General features: G+C 54.7%; 8 protein-coding genes and 1 pseudogene. 6 read left to right on the top strand and 3 right to left on the bottom strand.

Features of this window, described 5'->3' with window-relative positions; translation table 11 throughout:
• Positions 1 to 4: 4 nt before the first annotated feature.
• A complete protein-coding gene (locus tag I5192_RS22135) occupies positions 5 to 1,351 on the bottom strand; it encodes a glycosyltransferase family 4 protein (protein WP_170567812.1) in 1,347 nt (448 codons plus the stop codon).
• 96 nt (positions 1,352 to 1,447) lie between these two features.
• Positions 1,448 to 1,546: pseudogene (locus tag I5192_RS22820) on the bottom strand (integrase core domain-containing protein); the annotation flags it as partial.
• A gap of 486 nt (positions 1,547 to 2,032) precedes the next feature.
• On the opposite strand from I5192_RS22820, the gene I5192_RS22145 reads away from it, so the two are divergent.
• The 5 genes from I5192_RS22145 (at position 2,033) to I5192_RS22685 (ending at position 14,949) form a co-directional block, all read left to right on the top strand.
• The gene (locus I5192_RS22145) at positions 2,033 to 8,479 is read left to right on the top strand and encodes a type I polyketide synthase (protein ID WP_223118737.1); all 6,447 of its coding nucleotides are present in this window, start codon (positions 2,033 to 2,035) and stop codon (positions 8,477 to 8,479) included.
• Between the two features lie 2 nt (positions 8,480 to 8,481).
• Complete coding sequence (locus tag I5192_RS22150; RefSeq protein ID WP_170399623.1) at positions 8,482 to 9,492, top strand: glycosyltransferase family 2 protein; 1,011 nt, start codon at positions 8,482 to 8,484, stop codon at positions 9,490 to 9,492.
• A gap of 3 nt (positions 9,493 to 9,495) precedes the next feature.
• Positions 9,496 to 14,166 (top strand): MupA/Atu3671 family FMN-dependent luciferase-like monooxygenase, encoded by a 4,671-nt coding sequence (locus I5192_RS22155; protein WP_223118738.1) that lies wholly within the window; start codon positions 9,496 to 9,498, stop codon positions 14,164 to 14,166.
• A complete protein-coding gene (locus I5192_RS22160) occupies positions 14,163 to 14,396 on the top strand; it encodes a hypothetical protein (RefSeq protein ID WP_223118739.1) in 234 nt (77 codons plus the stop codon). The genes I5192_RS22155 and I5192_RS22160 overlap by 4 nt, the downstream gene beginning before the upstream one ends.
• A gap of 400 nt (positions 14,397 to 14,796) precedes the next feature.
• Positions 14,797 to 14,949: a transposase gene (locus I5192_RS22685; RefSeq protein ID WP_255612279.1), complete on the top strand. Its 153-nt coding sequence runs from the start codon at positions 14,797 to 14,799 to the stop codon at positions 14,947 to 14,949.
• Between the two features lie 153 nt (positions 14,950 to 15,102).
• Here I5192_RS22685 and I5192_RS22170 read toward each other — a convergent pair whose 3' ends face one another.
• Positions 15,103 to 15,795 (bottom strand): sugar transferase, encoded by a 693-nt coding sequence (locus I5192_RS22170; RefSeq protein WP_370644482.1) that lies wholly within the window; start codon positions 15,793 to 15,795, stop codon positions 15,103 to 15,105.
• Positions 15,796 to 16,483: 688 nt separating this feature from the next.
• Here I5192_RS22170 and I5192_RS22175 point away from each other — a divergent pair.
• Positions 16,484 to 17,170, top strand: coding sequence for a VPLPA-CTERM sorting domain-containing protein (locus I5192_RS22175; protein WP_170399615.1), 687 nt, complete (start codon positions 16,484 to 16,486; stop codon positions 17,168 to 17,170).
• Positions 17,171 to 17,379: the final 209 nt, after the last annotated feature.

Below are 17,379 nucleotides of genomic sequence, written 5' to 3' on the forward strand. Positions count from 1 at the left end.
GTCTTTAAGAAGAAAAGTGAGGTTTCTTCATCTTTTGCTCAACAATGGGTAATTTTACGGGGAATGGGGTGGGTTTCTCGATTGAGCGTTTGGTAACCCAATCGTACACGTCGCTTATCTGTTGTGCCTTGGCTTGCCAGGTAAAGTGGTTTCTCACGTATTCTCTAATAACGTCTGATACTTCCACTAGTTCATCCAATTTGTTTAAAATGCTCTCCAACTCATCTCGAAACCGCTCGATTATCTCGTCGCGAGATCCTATCTGGACCTTGTAGCCCGTGCCAGAAATTACCAGTTCGCCCGGTCCAGCATAGTCTACTATAACTGGCACAAGTCCCATTGCCATTGCTTCCAATACCACACCTCCGCCAAATTCGCGGATGCTTGGAAAAGTTAATAACTGGCATTTGCTCGCGGTTTCTTGGACATCCTTGTGTTCAACCCAGCCATGAAAAAATACTGAACCTGTAACTCCAAGGTTTTGAGTGGTCGCTATCAAATCAGGCATCATCGGGCCATCACCGATGATATCTAGTGTCATTCGTCCGTCAGCAAGAAATGGGGCAGCGGCCTCTATTAACATGTCAGGGCCTTTGTACGGTACGAGGCGCCCAATGAAGCATGCGCGCAAAGGTAAATTGCCAGAATGAGAAGCGACTTGGTTAAAGCGCGTCATATCGACAGCGTTTTCAGGAATATAAATGCACTTTGTTTGAAATTGTTTTGGGATCTCGCTTTCAGTGTATCTTGATCCCGTCAAAATAGCACTTGCCGAAGCCAATGTTGCAGTTCTTCCGGGCAGGAGTTTATAGGCTCCTCGCACATAAGATAGCCACTCACGTTCTCGTCTTCGCTCTGCATCAAATCCGTCAGGCCAAGGCACGCCCCCGTTCAGTGGCCCTAGCACAAATGGGACGCCTGCCCTTAAACATCGTTTTGCCAAAGAACTTGGGGCGGTTGGTGAAAGGGGTGTAATACGATGGACAATGTCATAGTATCCTTCCCGAATGCGGCTGCCGAACTTTCTCCAGACGAGTTTTTCGAAATAGGGATAAGCGATGGCACTAATCGCCGCCTCGGTGGTCCATCCCTTTCCCTCTCCCATGCGCAAAACACTGGCGATTTTCCACATGGGCCGTGCTAGTGCCTCGGAATCTAATGCGGTGAAATCGGTGCCTTCTTGTAGCCCCGCCCGCGCTATTGCTTCGCGATTTCGTATTTGCGTCACTAGGTGAACATCCGCAACTTCTCGTAGTGCGTTGTACAGCGACCATCCAACAAGGGGGACACTCACCCACTCAGGGTTTGCGGCTTCAGCAATAACCAGCACTCGCAGTTTCTTAGTACTCATGTTACTTAGTCTTTCTTTGCATATTGGCTGAGTGTCTGGATTTCAAAGAAGCTGTTTTGATCTGATCAGCCCCACTTTAGTGGTCCAATTTGATTGTTAGTGCACGACTGGCGTTTGGTCCATCTGGATGATGGATGCTGAGACCGGAGGGCGGTAGCCCAGAGCACTGTGTGGTCGTTTCGTGTTGTAATGTTTCTTCTATTACTCGATCAGGAATATTATCGGTAACATACCGTCTAGGCCAGATAACGGTCGATCAAGACTTCAACGCCACGGAGGACTGAAAAAGATTCTGCAGCATCTGCCAAGAGATAGAGAAGAGTTGCGCCCGTTACGTTCTCGTCAAATCTAGACAAAAATGGTCCGCTCAGACCGCTTGAGAAATACAGTTGCTAACCTGCGTCTGACATCAGACAATAACGCAACAAAACTGCCCCAAAGCGACTTTCTGTATCCATTTTGCAGACAGTCTATCGTTGAGTTAAACAGATTTCACGCGTCTTATGGTCGCGCAAACCAAGGCATTTTCTGGAGAGTTCCTTTAGCTTATGAAAAATGTGTCTCATTCTGTTGGGATAAAAATCCTCACAAAATTTGTATAGTGTTTAAAATGCCAGATTTGTTTGGCAACATTGTTCGCACTGCATAAGATCAATGCGGTTCAGTCATAGGTGTATTTAAGTGAGTAGTTCCGTTCGGGAAAACGATATTGCCATTGTTGGCATGGCCGCGCATTTGCCTGGGGCGGCCTCGGTTGAAGAGTATTGGCACAACCTGCGGGACGGCATTGAATCCATCCGCCATCTTAGCGAAGACGATCTACGCGCAGCGGGTGAAGCTCCGCATTTGCTAAACCGACCGGATTATGTGCCTTTTGCCGCCCCTCTGGAGGGGTTTGAGGGTTTTGATGCCGAGTTTTTTGGCCTCTCCCCCAAGGAAGCTGCCATCATGGATCCGCAGCATCGCCAATTCCTTGAGGTGTCCTGGGAGGCTCTGGAAAATGCCGGCCATACACCCGAGAGCTTTTCAGGTCCGATTGGGGTCTTCGCCGGTTGTGGTATGGGCAGCTATTTTTATTTCAACATTTGCTCGAATGCTGACCTTGTGGACGACGTGGGCATGTTCCTGTTGCGTCATACCGGCAATGACAAGGATTTCCTCTCGACGCGGCTGAGCCATATTCTTGATCTCAAGGGGCCCAGCGTGAATGTGCAAACGGCCTGTTCAACCTCACTGGTGGCAACACATTATGCTACGCAAGCGCTGTTGACCGGTGAGTGTGATATGGCGATTGCCGGGGGTGTCACCATCGAGCTGCCGCAAAATCGCGGCTATATCTACAAAGAAGGTGAGGTCCTGTCGCCGGATGGTCATTGCCATGCCTTTGATCATCGGGCGCAGGGGACGGTTTTTGGATCGGGGGCGGGGGCCGTTATCCTTCGCCGCTTGTCAGATGCAATTGCCGATGGCGATCACATCTGGGGTGTGATCAGGGGCACGGCGATCAACAATGATGGTGCTGACAAGGCCGGGTATCTGGCTCCTTCCGTCGAAGGACAGGCCGCCGCCATATCGGAAGCCCATGTCATGGCCGATGTTACGGCAGATACGCTCGACTATGTGGAATGCCACGGCACTGGTACATATCTTGGTGACCCGATCGAGGTGGCTGCGCTGACACAGGCCTTTTCTGACACCACCGATGAGACGGGTTTTTGCAAGCTTGGATCGGTGAAAACCAATATTGGCCATCTGGATACAGCCGCCGGTGTGGCGAGTCTGATCAAGGCATCCTTGGCCCTGTATCATCAGGAAATCCCACCAAGCCTGGGCTATGAAAAACCCAATCCGGCGATCGATTTCGAAGACAGCCCGTTTCGCGTCAATGATCAGTTGACCCCATGGGCATCTCACAAAGGGCCACGACGCGCCGGAGTGAACTCGCTGGGTGTTGGAGGTACCAATGCTCATGTGGTGCTGGAGGAAGCACCCGCACGGGCCGCATCTGAGTCATCAGATTGGCCGTTCCAGTTGTTAACTATTTCTGCGCACAGCAAAAAGGCGCTTGAGGGCAATTCAGCTGCACTGGCCGCACATTTGCGTCGGCATCAGGATGAAGATCTGGCTGATATTGCATGGACCCTCAAAGAAGGCCGCCAGGGATTTGAAAAACGCCGTGTGATTGCTGCTGAAAGCCACGAGGAAGCCGCGGCGCTTCTGGAAGGCGGCGACCCTCGCCGGGTCTTTACGCATTCCGTCATCTCCGACAATCCCGATCATGTCTTCATGTTCCCCGGGGGCGGCGCACAATATGCCGGCATGGCGCGCGATCTCTATGAAACAGAGCCTGTTTTTGCCGATTGGATGGATCGCGGATTGGAGATTTTGCAGCCCAAGATCGATTATGACATCCGTTCATTGTGGCTGCCGGAACCCGGACAGGAAGCCGAGGCCGACGCGCGCCTGACCACGCCGTCGGTGCAATTACCGCTGATCATGATCACGGAATATGCGCTGGCGCAGCTCTGGATCAGTTGGGGTGTGGAACCAGCCGCGCTTGTCGGTCATTCCATGGGGGAAAACACCGCTGCTTGTGTGGCCGGTGTCATGTCCTTTGAAGACTGCATCGGCCTTGTACATCTGCGCGGCCAGCTTTTTGATACTGTGCCCGCAGGTGGCATGCTGAGCGTACCGCTGCCTGCAGATGAGTTGCGCCCGCTGCTGGGGGATGATCTGGATTTGGGCGCGGTGAACGCTCCGGGTTTGAGTATTGCAACCGGGCCTCAGGCCGCGCTTGACGCGCTTGCAGACCGATTGCAGGCGCAGGACATCGACTGTCAGCGTATCCAGATCGACATCGCCGCCCATTCCCGCATGTTAGAGCCGATCCTGCAGGATTTCGGGGACTACCTGCGCAGTATCACCCTGAACGCTCCGCAAATTCCTTTTCCGTCGAACCGGAGCGGCACCTGGATCACAACCGAGGAAGCAACTGATCCAGAATACTGGGTTGGGCATCTCAGAAACACTGTTCATTTCGCAGATTGCATCACCACACTGGCAGAAAACCCCGAACGGATTTTCATCGAGGTTGGTCCGGGCAAAGCGCTGGCCTCGTTAACGGGTCAGCATGACAAGGTTGACGCCAACCAAGTTATCGGCAGCTTGCGCCATCCAAAGGATGACATCGCTGATGACGCATATTTCCTGGCGATGCTGGGTCGGGTCTGGGCGTTGGGCGGAGATTTTGACTGGGGCCAGTATTGGGGCGAGGCGCGCCGCAATCGCGTCGTGTTGCCCAGCTACGCCTTCCAACGCGCGCCTTATTTCATTGAGCCGGGCAAAGCCCAGTCAGATGCTGAAACTCAATGGTTGATGCGCAGCGATGATCCCGCTGGCTGGGGGTATCGTGTCAGCTGGACCCCTACCTATGCTGCTTGCGATATCGACGTGGCGCAGGGCCTGGAAGATGTGCCACCAGAAAGCTGGCTTGTCTTTGAAGATGAAGCGGGGCTGTGTCGTCAATTGGCTGAGCGCCTGCGTGGTGCTGGCCATGCCGTCATCACGGTGGTTCCTGGCGACGGTTTTGCGCGCATCCATGAAGATCACTACTGTCTTGCCCCGGAGCGGGGGCGCGAAGGCTATGACATGCTGCTCAGGGATTTGTCGGATCAGAGCCGCCTGCCCACACGTATCGTGCATGGCTGGTCCCTGACAGACCGTGAAAGTTTCCGCCCTGGCAGCAGTTTCTTCCATCGCAATCTGGAGCAAGGCTTTTACAGTCTCTTTTTCCTGGCGCAGGCGATTGGCGAAGAAGACCTACCAATGCCGCTGCACATGCATGTGCTGAGCTCGGGCGCATTACAGGTTCGGGATGAAGATTTACCGCACCCGGAAAAAGCCACGCTGACAGGTCCTACGCGGGTGATCCCGCGCGAGTTTCCCGGCCTGACATGTGCCCTGCTCGATATCGATCTGCCTCAAGCCGAAGGCAAACGCCGCCGCCCGGCGCTGCCCGGCGACATGGTGGGTCAGGTGCTTGAGGATCTGCTGGCAGAACCTGCCACGCTGACGGCGGCCATTCGCGGCGGCAAACGCTATGTACTGGGGTACCGGTCGCAGCCTCTGCCTGAGCCTGACATTGCAGATTTACCTCTGCGCAACGGGGGCACTTATCTGATCACCGGTGGGTTCGGAGGTATTGGGCTCACATTGTCCGAAGCTCTGATCCGCAAAACCGGAGCCAACATCGTTCTTATGGCCCGTAGCCCTCTGCCTGCGCGTGACAGCTGGGAACAAATACTGCATCAGAATGCTCCGCAGGACCGAACCGTCCGGAACATCCGCGCCATCCAGACACTTGAAGCCGCTGGCGGGAAGGTCCTGCCGATTGCTGGGGACGTCAGCAATGTCGAAGACATGCAGCGCATCATTGCGCGCAGCGCGCAAGAGTTCGGAGAAATCCATGGTGTCATTCATGCCGCTGGCTTGATCGATGACGCGCCCATTATGACCAAGTCCATGATGGAGATTGAAGACATCTTTACCCCCAAGATTCACGGCACACAGGTGCTTGATCAGGTATTTCCTGACGGGGCGCTTGACTGGCTGGTTTTGTTTTCCTCGACCTCGACGGCAACCGCGCCCATTGGGCAGATAGATTATGTGGCCGCAAATGAGTATCTCAACGCCTATGCGCGCGCGCGCTCGGAAGATCAAACACAGGTGTTGGCTGTAAACTGGGGCATCTGGTCCGATGTGGGCATGGCCGCGGACGCCATGGAAACGCGTATCGGGCCCGAAGAAGCGCCGGTTGAACCGATTGACCAACCCATGTTGGACAACGCCACTTTTGACCGGTCCGGAAATCGGGTTTTTACCGCAGAGTATGAAGTGGCGGAGCGCTGGTTCCTTGATGATCACCGTACCAAGGCGGGTCAGGCGCTGGTGCCGGGCACAGGCTATCTGGAGCTTGCCTCCGAAGCCCTGCGCGCCCAAGGCGAAACCGGCCCGTTCGAAATTCGCGACCTTTATTTTCTGCGTCCGCTGGCTGTTGACGATGATGCCGGGCAACAAGTGCAACTGCGCCTGCCACGCAGCGATATGGGCTATGATCTGGTGATACAGAGTGCACCTGAAGGGGGATCGAGCTTTGAGATGAACGCGCAGGCCAGCCTGTCGCTCTTGCCGCTGGAAAACCCAGAACCTCTTGATATTGCTGCTATCATCGCCCGATGCGCTCCGCAGTACAAAGCCGAAGAAAATGCGCGCCTGACAGCTGCACAAGAAGCACATTTGAAGTTCGGCCCACGCTGGCAGGTTCTGACCCAAACAGCACTTGGAGCCGAGGAAGGGATCGCCCATCTCAGCCTGCGTGGAAGCCTAACTGACGATCTGACCGCAGGCTATGATCTGCACCCCGGCTTGATGGATTTGGCGACGGGATGGGCGATGGAGTTGATCGAAGGCTATCAACCTACCCATCTGTGGGTGCCCGTTTCGTATCGCTCGGTGAAAGTGCACCACCCGCTTGGGCCACAAATCGTGAGCTGGGTGCGCAGCGCTGGTGACAATCAGGCTGACGGCGAAACGGCCAGTTTCGATGTCATAATTGCCCTGCCTGATGGCAGTGTCTGTGTCGAAGTCGAAGGCTTCACCATTCGGCGAATAGAATCCGTTGCCGACTTTGCCCATAGTGAAGCACCAAACACCGCGAGTACGGGTGATGTGGAACTTGCACAACCTCTGTCGCCTGCCGAAGAGCGCCTGCGTCATAACTTGTCGCAAGGTATTTCCTCGACAGAAGGCGCTGACCTCTTCTTCCGCGCACTAAGGTTGAACCAATCGCAGGTCATTCTCTCATCATTGGACCTGAACGGACTGATTGAACAGGCCGCAGAGACGGGCGCGTCCACCGGTGACAGCGAGCAGAAATTCCAGCGCCCAGACCTCGACGGGGAATATGTGGCGCCGGACAATGATATTGAACGTCGATTGGCCGGGTTCTGGCAGGAGCTGCTGGGGGTTGATCAGATCGGGGTCGAGGACAGTTTCTTCGACCTTGGAGGGCATTCCCTGATCGCCGTCCGGCTTTTTGCGCAGATTCGGAAAACCTACAATGTGGACTTCCCTATTTCAGTGCTGTTCGAGGCGCCTACTATTCGCAAATGTGCCGAATTGATCGCCGCACGTGGTGTCCCCACCGAGGGCACTGCGGAAGTGACCCCAGCAAATGCACCAGTCGCACCTACACGTCGCTTTACGCATCTGGTGCCGATGCATTCGGGCGAAGGTGGATCGAAGACACCCTTCTTCTTGGTGGCGGGCATGTTTGGCAATGTGCTCAACTTGCGCCATCTGGCCCATCTGATCGGATCCGACCGACCCTTCTATGGACTGCAGGCTCGCGGCCTTTACGGCGACGAGGAGCCCCACCGTGATCTGTGCGAAGCGGCATGTGATTATATCGCCGAAATGCGTCAGGTTCAGCCACATGGCCCCTATATGTTGGGCGGGTTTTCCGGCGGTGGTATTACCGCTTACGAGATTGCCCGCCAGTTAACGGAAGCAGGTGAGGAAGTTCTGGCGTTGATCATGCTGGATACACCTTTGCCGGTCCCCCGGGCGTTGAGTACGCGGGATCGAGCGGTGATCCAGTGGCTTGAGCTGAAGAAGAAGGGGTTATCTTACCCGATAACTTGGCTAAAAAACCGTATCGCCTGGGAGGTCGAGAAACGACAGCGTCGCCTTGAAGACGATACCACGACAGCAGGTCAAAATTTCCACGATACCGCCATTGAAGCTGCGTTTTTGGAAAGTATCGCCAATTACCCGCTCAAACCTTGGGATGGGCCGCTGACTCTGTTCCGCCCGCCACTTGTTGGTAAATGGCAGGTCGCGCCAGACCGTCTGGTCAATGACGATCGCGACTACCTGAGCCCTGATAATGACTGGACCGAATGGGCTCCTAAACTTGAGATACATGAAGTCCCCGGAGATCATGACTCCATGGTGTTGGAGCCCAATGTACGAGTACTCGCGGCTCGGATGCGGCGCAGTCTGGAAGCCGCAGACAAATCCGCACTCTCTACCCCTCTTCGACAACTCCGGCAGGAGGCGGCTGAATAACAATGTCCGGTTCTGCCGTCCTTACCATTATTCTGAATTATAAGACTGCCGAGATGAGCCTGCGCTCAGCCGAAGCAGCCCTCAAGGCAATGGAAGGTGTCGAAGGCGAAATCATCCTTGTCGACAATAATTCACAAGACGGGTCATTTGAGCGGATGTGTGCACATGCCGCCTCGCAAGGTTGGAATAAAAACAACAGGGTCAGAGTACTGCAATCCGAGCACAATGGTGGTTATGGAGCAGGCAACAACGTTGGTATTCGCGCCAAGCTCAGCAATGGGCATGCACCTGATTACATTTATGTGCTGAACTCTGACGCTTTTCCCGAAAAAGAGGCCATCCGTATCCTGCGTGATCATCTCGATACCAACCCACAAACTGGTTTTGCCGGCAGCTATATTCACGGCGAAGATGATGATCCGCATCTGACCAGTTTCCGCTTTCCGTCGATCGCCAGTGAATTTGAAAGCGCAATCCGCTTTGGGCCGGTTAGCCGGATTCTGGCGCATCGTGTTGTTCCAATTCCAATCCCCGATCACAGTCGCCCAGTCGATTGGCTAGCTGGGGCAAGTCTGATGATGCGTCAAAGCCTCCTTGATGAAATTGGTTTGTTTGACGAGACCTTCTTTCTGTATTTCGAAGAAACAGATTTATGCCGCCGCGCTGCAAAAGCCGGGTATCAGACATACTATTTGCGAGACAGTCGCGTCATGCATATCGGTTCGGTATCGACCGGCATGAAGTCCTGGAGCCGAGTGCCAACGTATTGGTTCGACTCGCGTCTATACTATTTCACTAAAAACCACGGTGCTCTTTATGCGGTTGGGGCGACCCTTGCTCATCTGAGCGGCGGTTTTCTGCATTGGCTACGTTGTCTGATTACCCGCAGGAAACGCGACGTACCGCCTTTCTTTCTAACGACTTTAGCTTGGCACGATTTAAAGGCTGGCCTGTACGCTTGCCTGCCCAATAATAGGCGAGAACATCGGCCTGATCCTATTCCTGGAGAGTAACATATGCCCTTTTCAACCCTGTTGATCGGCCATGAATCCTTACTTGTGCAATGCGGAACAATGCTGCTTGAGGCCGGTCACAATATTCGAGGTGTTGTAACCCGAAATCCGGATGTGCGGAATTGGGCTGAAGGCCAGTCGCTGACGGTTCACGCGCCGGGTGCGGACCTCGCTGACCGGGTCGCTGATACTGAGTTTGACTGGCTGCTCAGTATCGCCAATCTTGATCTTCTGCCGCAGACGCTTCTGGATCAGGCCCGCAAAGGGGCGGTCAATTTCCATGATGGTCCCTTGCCTCGCTATGCCGGGCTGAACGCGCCGGTCTGGGCGCTTTTGAATGGAGAAGTTCGGCACGGCATCAGCTGGCACTTGATCACATGCGAAGTGGATAAAGGCGACATTATCACCCAGCGTCATGTGGATATCGGCGTAAACGACACGGCATTGACGCTCAACACCAAATGCTATGGCGCTGCGATGGACAGTTTTCCCGATGTCATCGCAGCGCTTGAGGCGGGCGTTCCCAACCCACACTTTCAGGACCTGAGCCAGCGCAGTTATTTTGCCCGTGACGCGCGCCCCGGGGCCGGAGCACAGATTGATTTCACCGCCCCGGCCACACAGATTGCCACACTGGTACGTGCCCTTGATCATGGAGACTACTGGAACCCGCTGACCTGTCCCAAGCTGGACACCGGAGAACAGATCTATCTGGTTGGCCAGGCCGAGGTTCAATCATCGGAACCGGCCGCACCGGGTACAATTCTGGCCCGCGATGCGGAAAGCTTGACCATCGCCACCGGACAGGACGCCATCAGATTAAGCCAGTTTAGAGACTGTTTTGGCGAAGGGATCACGGCGGCAGACATCGCCCCGGATTGCAATGTGCTCCCCTTGTTCAGTGCCGCGGACCGGGCCGAGCTTACCGCCACACTCACCCCCACTGCCAAAGCAGATATTCACTGGCGGAAACCATTGGAAACACTGAAACATTCCGATCTGCCACTGATTGAGCGGAATGCGCCCGCATCCGCGGTGATTACACATATCGTAAATGGAAGCGCCACATTCGAGAAAGCCGCCACTGCGCTGGCCGCGCTTTTCCTGCGCCAAGGGGGAGGTGATACTCTGAATCTGGCTCTATCTCTGCCCGAAACGGCCTCAGACTATATCAGCGACTGGGTGCCAGTCACCGTGTCATCGGGTAATACCATGGTAGAGCTTCAAGCCGGGCTGACACAGGTCATCACTGCGGCCCGGGCACGTGGCGGGTTTTCCATTGACCTGCCCGCGCGTCTGTCCCGGTCCAGAGATGATCATTTTGCTATGCCGCAGCTTGGCTTGACGGATACAAACGCAGAGCTGATCCCCGGCACCAGCCTGACCCTGTCGCTTGTAGAGGGTCAGATTCAGCTCTGTGCCGACAGTGGCCATATCAGCGCCGAGGCGCTGGCCCTGATCGCCGCCCGGCTTGAGGCCATCATGGCACAGTTGGATACCCCAGAGACGGTTGGAAAACCCATCCGCGATCTATCCCTGATGTCTGAAGCCGAGCGGGTGAAAATCCTGACGGAATGGAATGCGACCGACACGGACTATGATCACACGACCTGCATTCACCAGCACTTTGAAACCCAAGTCGCCCGGACGCCCGACGCCACTGCGCTGGCTTTCGAAGATCAAAGCTTTAGCTACGATGCCTTGAACCGTGCGGCCAACCGGGTTGCGCATGTTCTGCAGGATATGGGGGTTGGTCCCGGCACTTTGGTCGGGTTGCATGTCAAACGCTCGCCGCAGCTTGTGATCGCAGCTCTGGGTATTCTCAAAGCTGGCGGTGCCTATGTGCCGATGGACCCTTCTTACCCGGCGGATCGCACTGCGCTGTATCTTCAGGATAGCGCCGCACCCGTTGTCATCACCGAGACCGATCTCGCCCGGAACTTGCCGGAATCCGGGGCGCAGCTACTGTCAATCGATGCGGATTCGCGCCTGTCTGCTGCGGCTGACAGCAACCCCGACAGCACCGTGACGGCAGATGATCTGGCCTATGTGATCTATACGTCAGGTTCGACCGGACGACCCAAGGGCGTGATGATCGAACACCGCAATGTATCGAACTTCTTCACCGGCATGGATGGGCGTATTTCACATGACCCGGCAGGTGTCTGGATGGCAGTCACCAGCTTGTCCTTCGATATTTCCGTGCTGGAGTTGTTCTGGACACTGGCCCGCGGTTTCAAGGTTGTTCTGAGCGATGATGATAACCGCGCCCTTGTGGCGGGCGACAGTACCCCTGCGCGCGGAAGCACCGGACGTGGCATGGACTTCAGCCTCTATTACTGGGGTAATGATGACGGCGTCGGGCGCGATAAATACAAATCCCTGCTAGAGGGGGCAAAATTCGCCGACAAGCACGGATTTTGCGCTGTCTGGACGCCCGAGCGTCACTTCCACGCCTTTGGCGGTCCCTATCCGAACCCATCAGTCACTGGCGCAGCCGTCGCAGCCGTCACCGAGAACCTATCGGTCCGCGCGGGCTCCTGTGTCGCCCCCCTGCACCATCCGGCCCGGATCGCCGAGGAATGGGCCATCATCGACAATCTGACCAACGGACGTGCGGCGCTGGCGATCGCTTCTGGCTGGCAACCTGATGATTTCGTTCTGCGCCCAGAAAACACCCCGCCGGACAACAAGCCAGCCATGCTGCAATCCATCGATATCCTGCGCAAACTCTGGAAGGGAGAGCCCGTCGAGTTTCCAAAGAAGTCCGGAGAAATGCACGCTGTTGTCACTCAGCCCCGGCCGGTTTCGAAGACGCTTCCAGTATGGGTCACCACAGCAGGCAACCCGGCAACTTGGAAAGAGGCTGGCGCCATCGGCGCAAATGTCCTGACCCACCTTCTGGGACAAAGCGTCGATGAAGTCGCTGACAAAATCGGTCTCTACCACAGCGCATTGCGCGAAGCAGGCCATGACCCGAAGGACCACACAGTCACCCTGATGTTGCATACATTCGTCGGAGCGGATCGTGAAGAGGTACGCGAAGTGGCGCGCGAACCGATGAAGGATTACCTGCGCTCCGCTGCAGGATTGATCAAACAATATGCCTGGGCCTTCCCCGCCTTCAAGAAACCCGAGGGCGTCAGCAATGCGTTCGAACTGGACCTGGGCTCGCTTGAAGAAGAAGAACTTGAGGGCATTCTTGATTTCGCCTTCCTGCGGTATTTCGAAGACTCGGGTCTTTTTGGCACGGTCGAAGACTGCTTGGCGCGCGTCGAAGAGCTCAAGCGCATTGGCGTGGATGAGATTGCCTGTCTGATCGACTATGGCGTCCCGGTGGATCAGGTGCTTGAGGGGCTTAAACCTCTGGCCGAAGTTCTGCGCCTGTCCAATCAGGATACAGAACCGGCCGAGGATGATTTCTCGATCGCAGCGCAAATTCATCGCCACAAGGTTACGCATATGCAGTGTACCCCCAGCATGGCGCAGATGCTGGTTATGAATGACGAGGCCCGTCAGGCGATGGCGCGCCTCAAGCACATGATGATCGGGGGCGAGGCGCTACCCGGCTCACTGGTTTCGGAATTGGCCGAGATCACCTCGGCACATGTTGAGAACATGTATGGGCCGACCGAAACCACCATCTGGTCGACGACTGAAACTGCAACTCCGGTGTTGGGTACGGTCAACATCGGTCGACCGATTGCCAATACTCAGGTTTATGTTCTGGACGAAGATCAAAACCCACTACCCACTGGTGTCGCGGGTGAGCTTTACATTGGCGGGGCTGGCGTTGCCCGTGGGTACTGGCAGCGTGAAGACTTAACGGCCGAGCGTTTTGTGCCTGACCCATTCAACAACCAACCCGGTGCTCGGATGTACCGGACAGGAGATCTGGCGCGCTGGCGTCCGGACGGGCGACTCGATTTCCTGGGGCGGGCGGACCATCAGGTCAAGCTGCGCGGATACAGGATTGAATTGGGAGAGATCGAAAGTGTTCTGGATGCCCAATCAGGCATTCGCCAGTCCGTTGTTATGGCCCGCGAAGACACTCCGGGCTTGACCCAGTTGGTCGGCTATCTGATCGCGGATGGCGACCTGAATGAACGGGCGCTGCGGGATACGCTGACCGGACAACTGCCCGAATTCATGATCCCCGCACATTTCGTTACGCTGGACAGCTTTCCACTGACGCCCAACAAGAAAATTGATCGTAAGGCGTTGCCAGCCCCTCGGCCCCGCAAGGCCGCTCCAACCACACAGACCCAGGTGGTGCAAACCACCGACCCCGCACCCGCAGCAGCATCGGGTGGAACGGCTGTTCGACAGGTTGCCGCGATATGGTCCCGGATTCTGGGCATTCAGGATATCGGCCCGCGCGACAATTTCTTTGACCTTGGCGGGCATTCACTACTGGCCGTACAGGCGCATCGGGAAATCAAGAAAGAGCTAAATGTTCCGGGTCTCAGCATCACGGATATTTTCCGGTTCCCAATGTTGGGTGTACTAGCTGCCAAGATCGAAGAAAAAACAGAGGGCGCGGCTGGAACCGGTTCAACTTCAGAAACCACCCCGACAACGGAAGGATCTGTCCAATCCGACAAGGCCGCAAAACGCAGCGACGCCATGTCGCGCCGACGGGAAATGCGCGCCCGACGTCAAAAGCAGGCGTGACAGAACTTGATCTGATCCGCGCTGAATTACGTGGCTTGGTCGACCCCGATGTTGGGAGCGGTGTCACCGATCCCAAGGCGCCCGAAGGCGCGTTATTTCCCAAAGAAGCCTCTGCTGTAGATCGTGCCGTCCCAAATAAAGCAGGTCGTGCGGCGGCCCATCAAACCATGGCAGAGATCGGCCACCATGAAAGCTCTGTCCTGATGGTCCCTGATCGCAGCTTAATCTGACCTGCGGGCTTAGTAGGCTCCATCACTCATTATGAGGGTACCTGCAAAGCTGTCGTCGCTAATGATCAGGTAGTTCGCAGTATCGATATCTAACCCAACACACCCCTTTGATCCTGATTTGGAAGAAGTAATTTGCACCCCGGCGGAGCGGGCTTGGCTTACAACTCAACCTCAGAAACAGTGTCCCTGCGTCTCTGCCTAATCCCCCATCGGCAGAGCCCTGAGCTTTATTGCCAACACTGGGACGCCTGACCGTGTTCCTTGAAGATGGTCGCTTGGATCACTCGCACCCTGACCGCCATCGCAAACGGTCATAAGCAATCCGACATCAGCAGTCTGGTGTCCTGGGATTGCGCTGCAGACGTGTGATCGGCGCACCGCTTACTTGCAATCCATCCGCGTGGATAATGTAGAATGCGTTTTGGCACGGGACCATGCCTATATGTTCATAACGGTACCACCACATCTGGCGTTGTCGAAGGCCATGCAGCGGATCAAGGGGCGCTCATCCCGCCGTGTTCAGATGGCATTTCCGGACTTGCTCAAGCGCTAGTGGGGAAGGCGGTTCCGGGTTTGCTGGAACTTCGCCACAACTTCGGAAAATATCACCGACGACTTCATCATACGTCATCAGGAGTTACAGTCCAAACGCGATGCTGCCGACGTCAGCCTGTATGTGGTTCACTTGTCCGAAAAATAGTGCGGATCAATATCCGGTACCACGCAACACAACACCGACTGTCGCGAATATAATGCCCAGATCAGTGCGTAAAGACAGTTGTCCAGCATACGAAGTGTCAAAATCGGCACGGCTGGCAAAGCTGCTGGCATTACGCTGAGATACCTGCCACAGGCCAGTCAGCCCGGGGCGCATAGAATAGTAAGCTTTACCCGGATATAAATTTTTTTGCTCCGGCATCATCGGGCGTGGACCAACAAGGCTCATTTCACCGGCCAGAACATTCCAGAGCTGCGGCAACTCATCCAATGATGCCTTACGCATCAATTGACCGATTTTTGTGACGCGCGGATCGTTTTTGAGCTTCTGGGTTTCGTCCCATTCACGCTTGGCAGTTGGGTCTCGCGTCAGGTGATCTGCCAGCAAAACATGCGCATTGGGAACCATGCTGCGTAGTTTCCACATGGTGAATTCTTTGCCATCACGGCCAATACGCGTTTGTCCGTAGAATGGATTGCTTCCATCTCGCGCGACAAGCAATGCCAAAAACAACAGAGTCGGCAGGACGATCGGCAAGGCCAGAAGAATCAGAGCAATATCAAGGATGCGTTTAAAGAAGTTTGAGTAAACGCCCACCTGCGGAAAGCGATATACTCCATGTTCGACCTGAATAATAACAGGTTGTGATTCTCTCGGAATATCAGTGTATTGAACTGTCACTTTTTAACTCACAAACACATGAATCACGGTGGATTCATACTCGTTACAACACGCTTACCAGCACTCACATCGAACCGAGGCCGCAAAAAATCAATAAAGACCCCAATTATGGCGAAAATTCTGCCACGCCACAACGTTAACACATTTTAACTCGGGTCCACAAATAGTCATTGTCCACAAATCAAAAAATCTTTCGGCGCTCCAACAATCCTAAGTTCCAGGCGCGATGAATGTTTCTGGTTTCGCTACTCTTATGGCCGTCTGGCGATTTTTGATGCTCGAGCGGAGACAAAAGGAGAGTTGAGAATATCGGCTACGATTCTCAATTGTTCCCAAGCCGCACGCAAACAAGTTTTTGGTTAATTGGATGATGTTTTCCGATAGTTCCGAAGCAGAGCGAAATGATTAAAGATCGACAGCGATCCTCGGTGCTTCGACGCGTCATTGTAAGACGACCAATTCGTAGTCTTGTACTTTGTGGCCCCCCCAGCTGCTCATGCGCTCCAGCCATCACGCTGGTTTCGCAAGATGTGTCACCTCAGGCCATTTGTGCAATAAAACCCGACAAAGCCTACTGGCTTGTAAAATGATCGTAAAAAAGCTAATTTCATTCAGTATAGTAGGATAATAATGTCGAAATGACATAACTCACGACTGGTACCTAGTTTTTTAGGGGGTAATGATTGAAATGTTTACAAAACAGATCGGGGCGGGATTCGCCGCCGCTATCGTTCTGTTGTGCGCAACGTCTGCGGGCGCAGCAACGATAAATTTCAACGTTGACCGCAGCTATACCAATGGCTCTAATAATTATACCAGTACGGATGGATCAGTAACCGTCGGCGTGGATGGTGTTCGGGTCAACAACTCAGGCACAATCATCAATACTTCTAATTTCTGGACTGCAAGCTGGGATGGGGCCAGCAATCGCAGTGGATTGGGCGTTTATGACTGCCGCTGGCAAAACCGGTGCTTGGACAATCATTTGATCGACGGGCGGGGCCCGGACGAATTCGCGCTGATTGATTTCGGCGACCTGACAGTTGAAGTGACATCGGTCACCTTCTCTTACTGGGACCGCCGCGATACGTTCGCATTCGGCACCTATGACAGCTCTGTGCTTCCGGCCACAGCCGTGATTTACGAAGAAAACTTAGGTGACGGAAACTCTAATCCTTACACACATTACTTTGGCGCAGGAGAGGTCACAGGCTCGCTCATCGGGTTCGGCGCTGACAGCTGGCGTGATAACTTCGCACTACAAAGCATCACGTTCAATGTGTTGTCTGCGGTGCCCTTGCCTACTGGTCTCGCACTGCTTTTGACAGGGTTATGTGGGCTCGGGTTTATGCATCGTCGCCGTCAATTCGCCTGACCAAAAGCGCAATATTCTGATTGAAAGCCAGCGCACTTCACAAGCTGGCTTTTGTGGCGCTTCAGAAGTATGTTCCACTTCCAAAGCCACATTTCATTTGACGGTCTGGACTGGTGCCATGGCGGCTTTATCGATACTCGGTCTGATCGTCGGAACAGTTCTGAAACTTGCCTCTCAACATAGTGTATGGAGCGCTGGAGCACGTTTAT

The organism is Ruegeria sp. SCSIO 43209 (assembly GCF_019904295.1).
In the GTDB taxonomy this organism is placed as follows: Bacteria; Pseudomonadota; Alphaproteobacteria; order Rhodobacterales; family Rhodobacteraceae; genus Ruegeria.

Excerpts from the sequence above, each read along its gene's own strand:
- I5192_RS22175 (WP_170399615.1), top strand. The coding sequence starts at position 16,484 with ATGTTTACAAAACAGATCGGGGCGGGATTCGCCGCCGCTATCGTTCTG.
- I5192_RS22150 (WP_170399623.1), top strand. The coding sequence starts at position 8,482 with ATGTCCGGTTCTGCCGTCCTTACCATTATTCTGAATTATAAGACTGCC.
- I5192_RS22135 (WP_170567812.1), bottom strand. The coding sequence starts at position 1,351 with ATGAGTACTAAGAAACTGCGAGTGCTGGTTATTGCTGAAGCCGCAAAC.
- I5192_RS22155 (WP_223118738.1), top strand. The coding sequence starts at position 9,496 with ATGCCCTTTTCAACCCTGTTGATCGGCCATGAATCCTTACTTGTGCAA.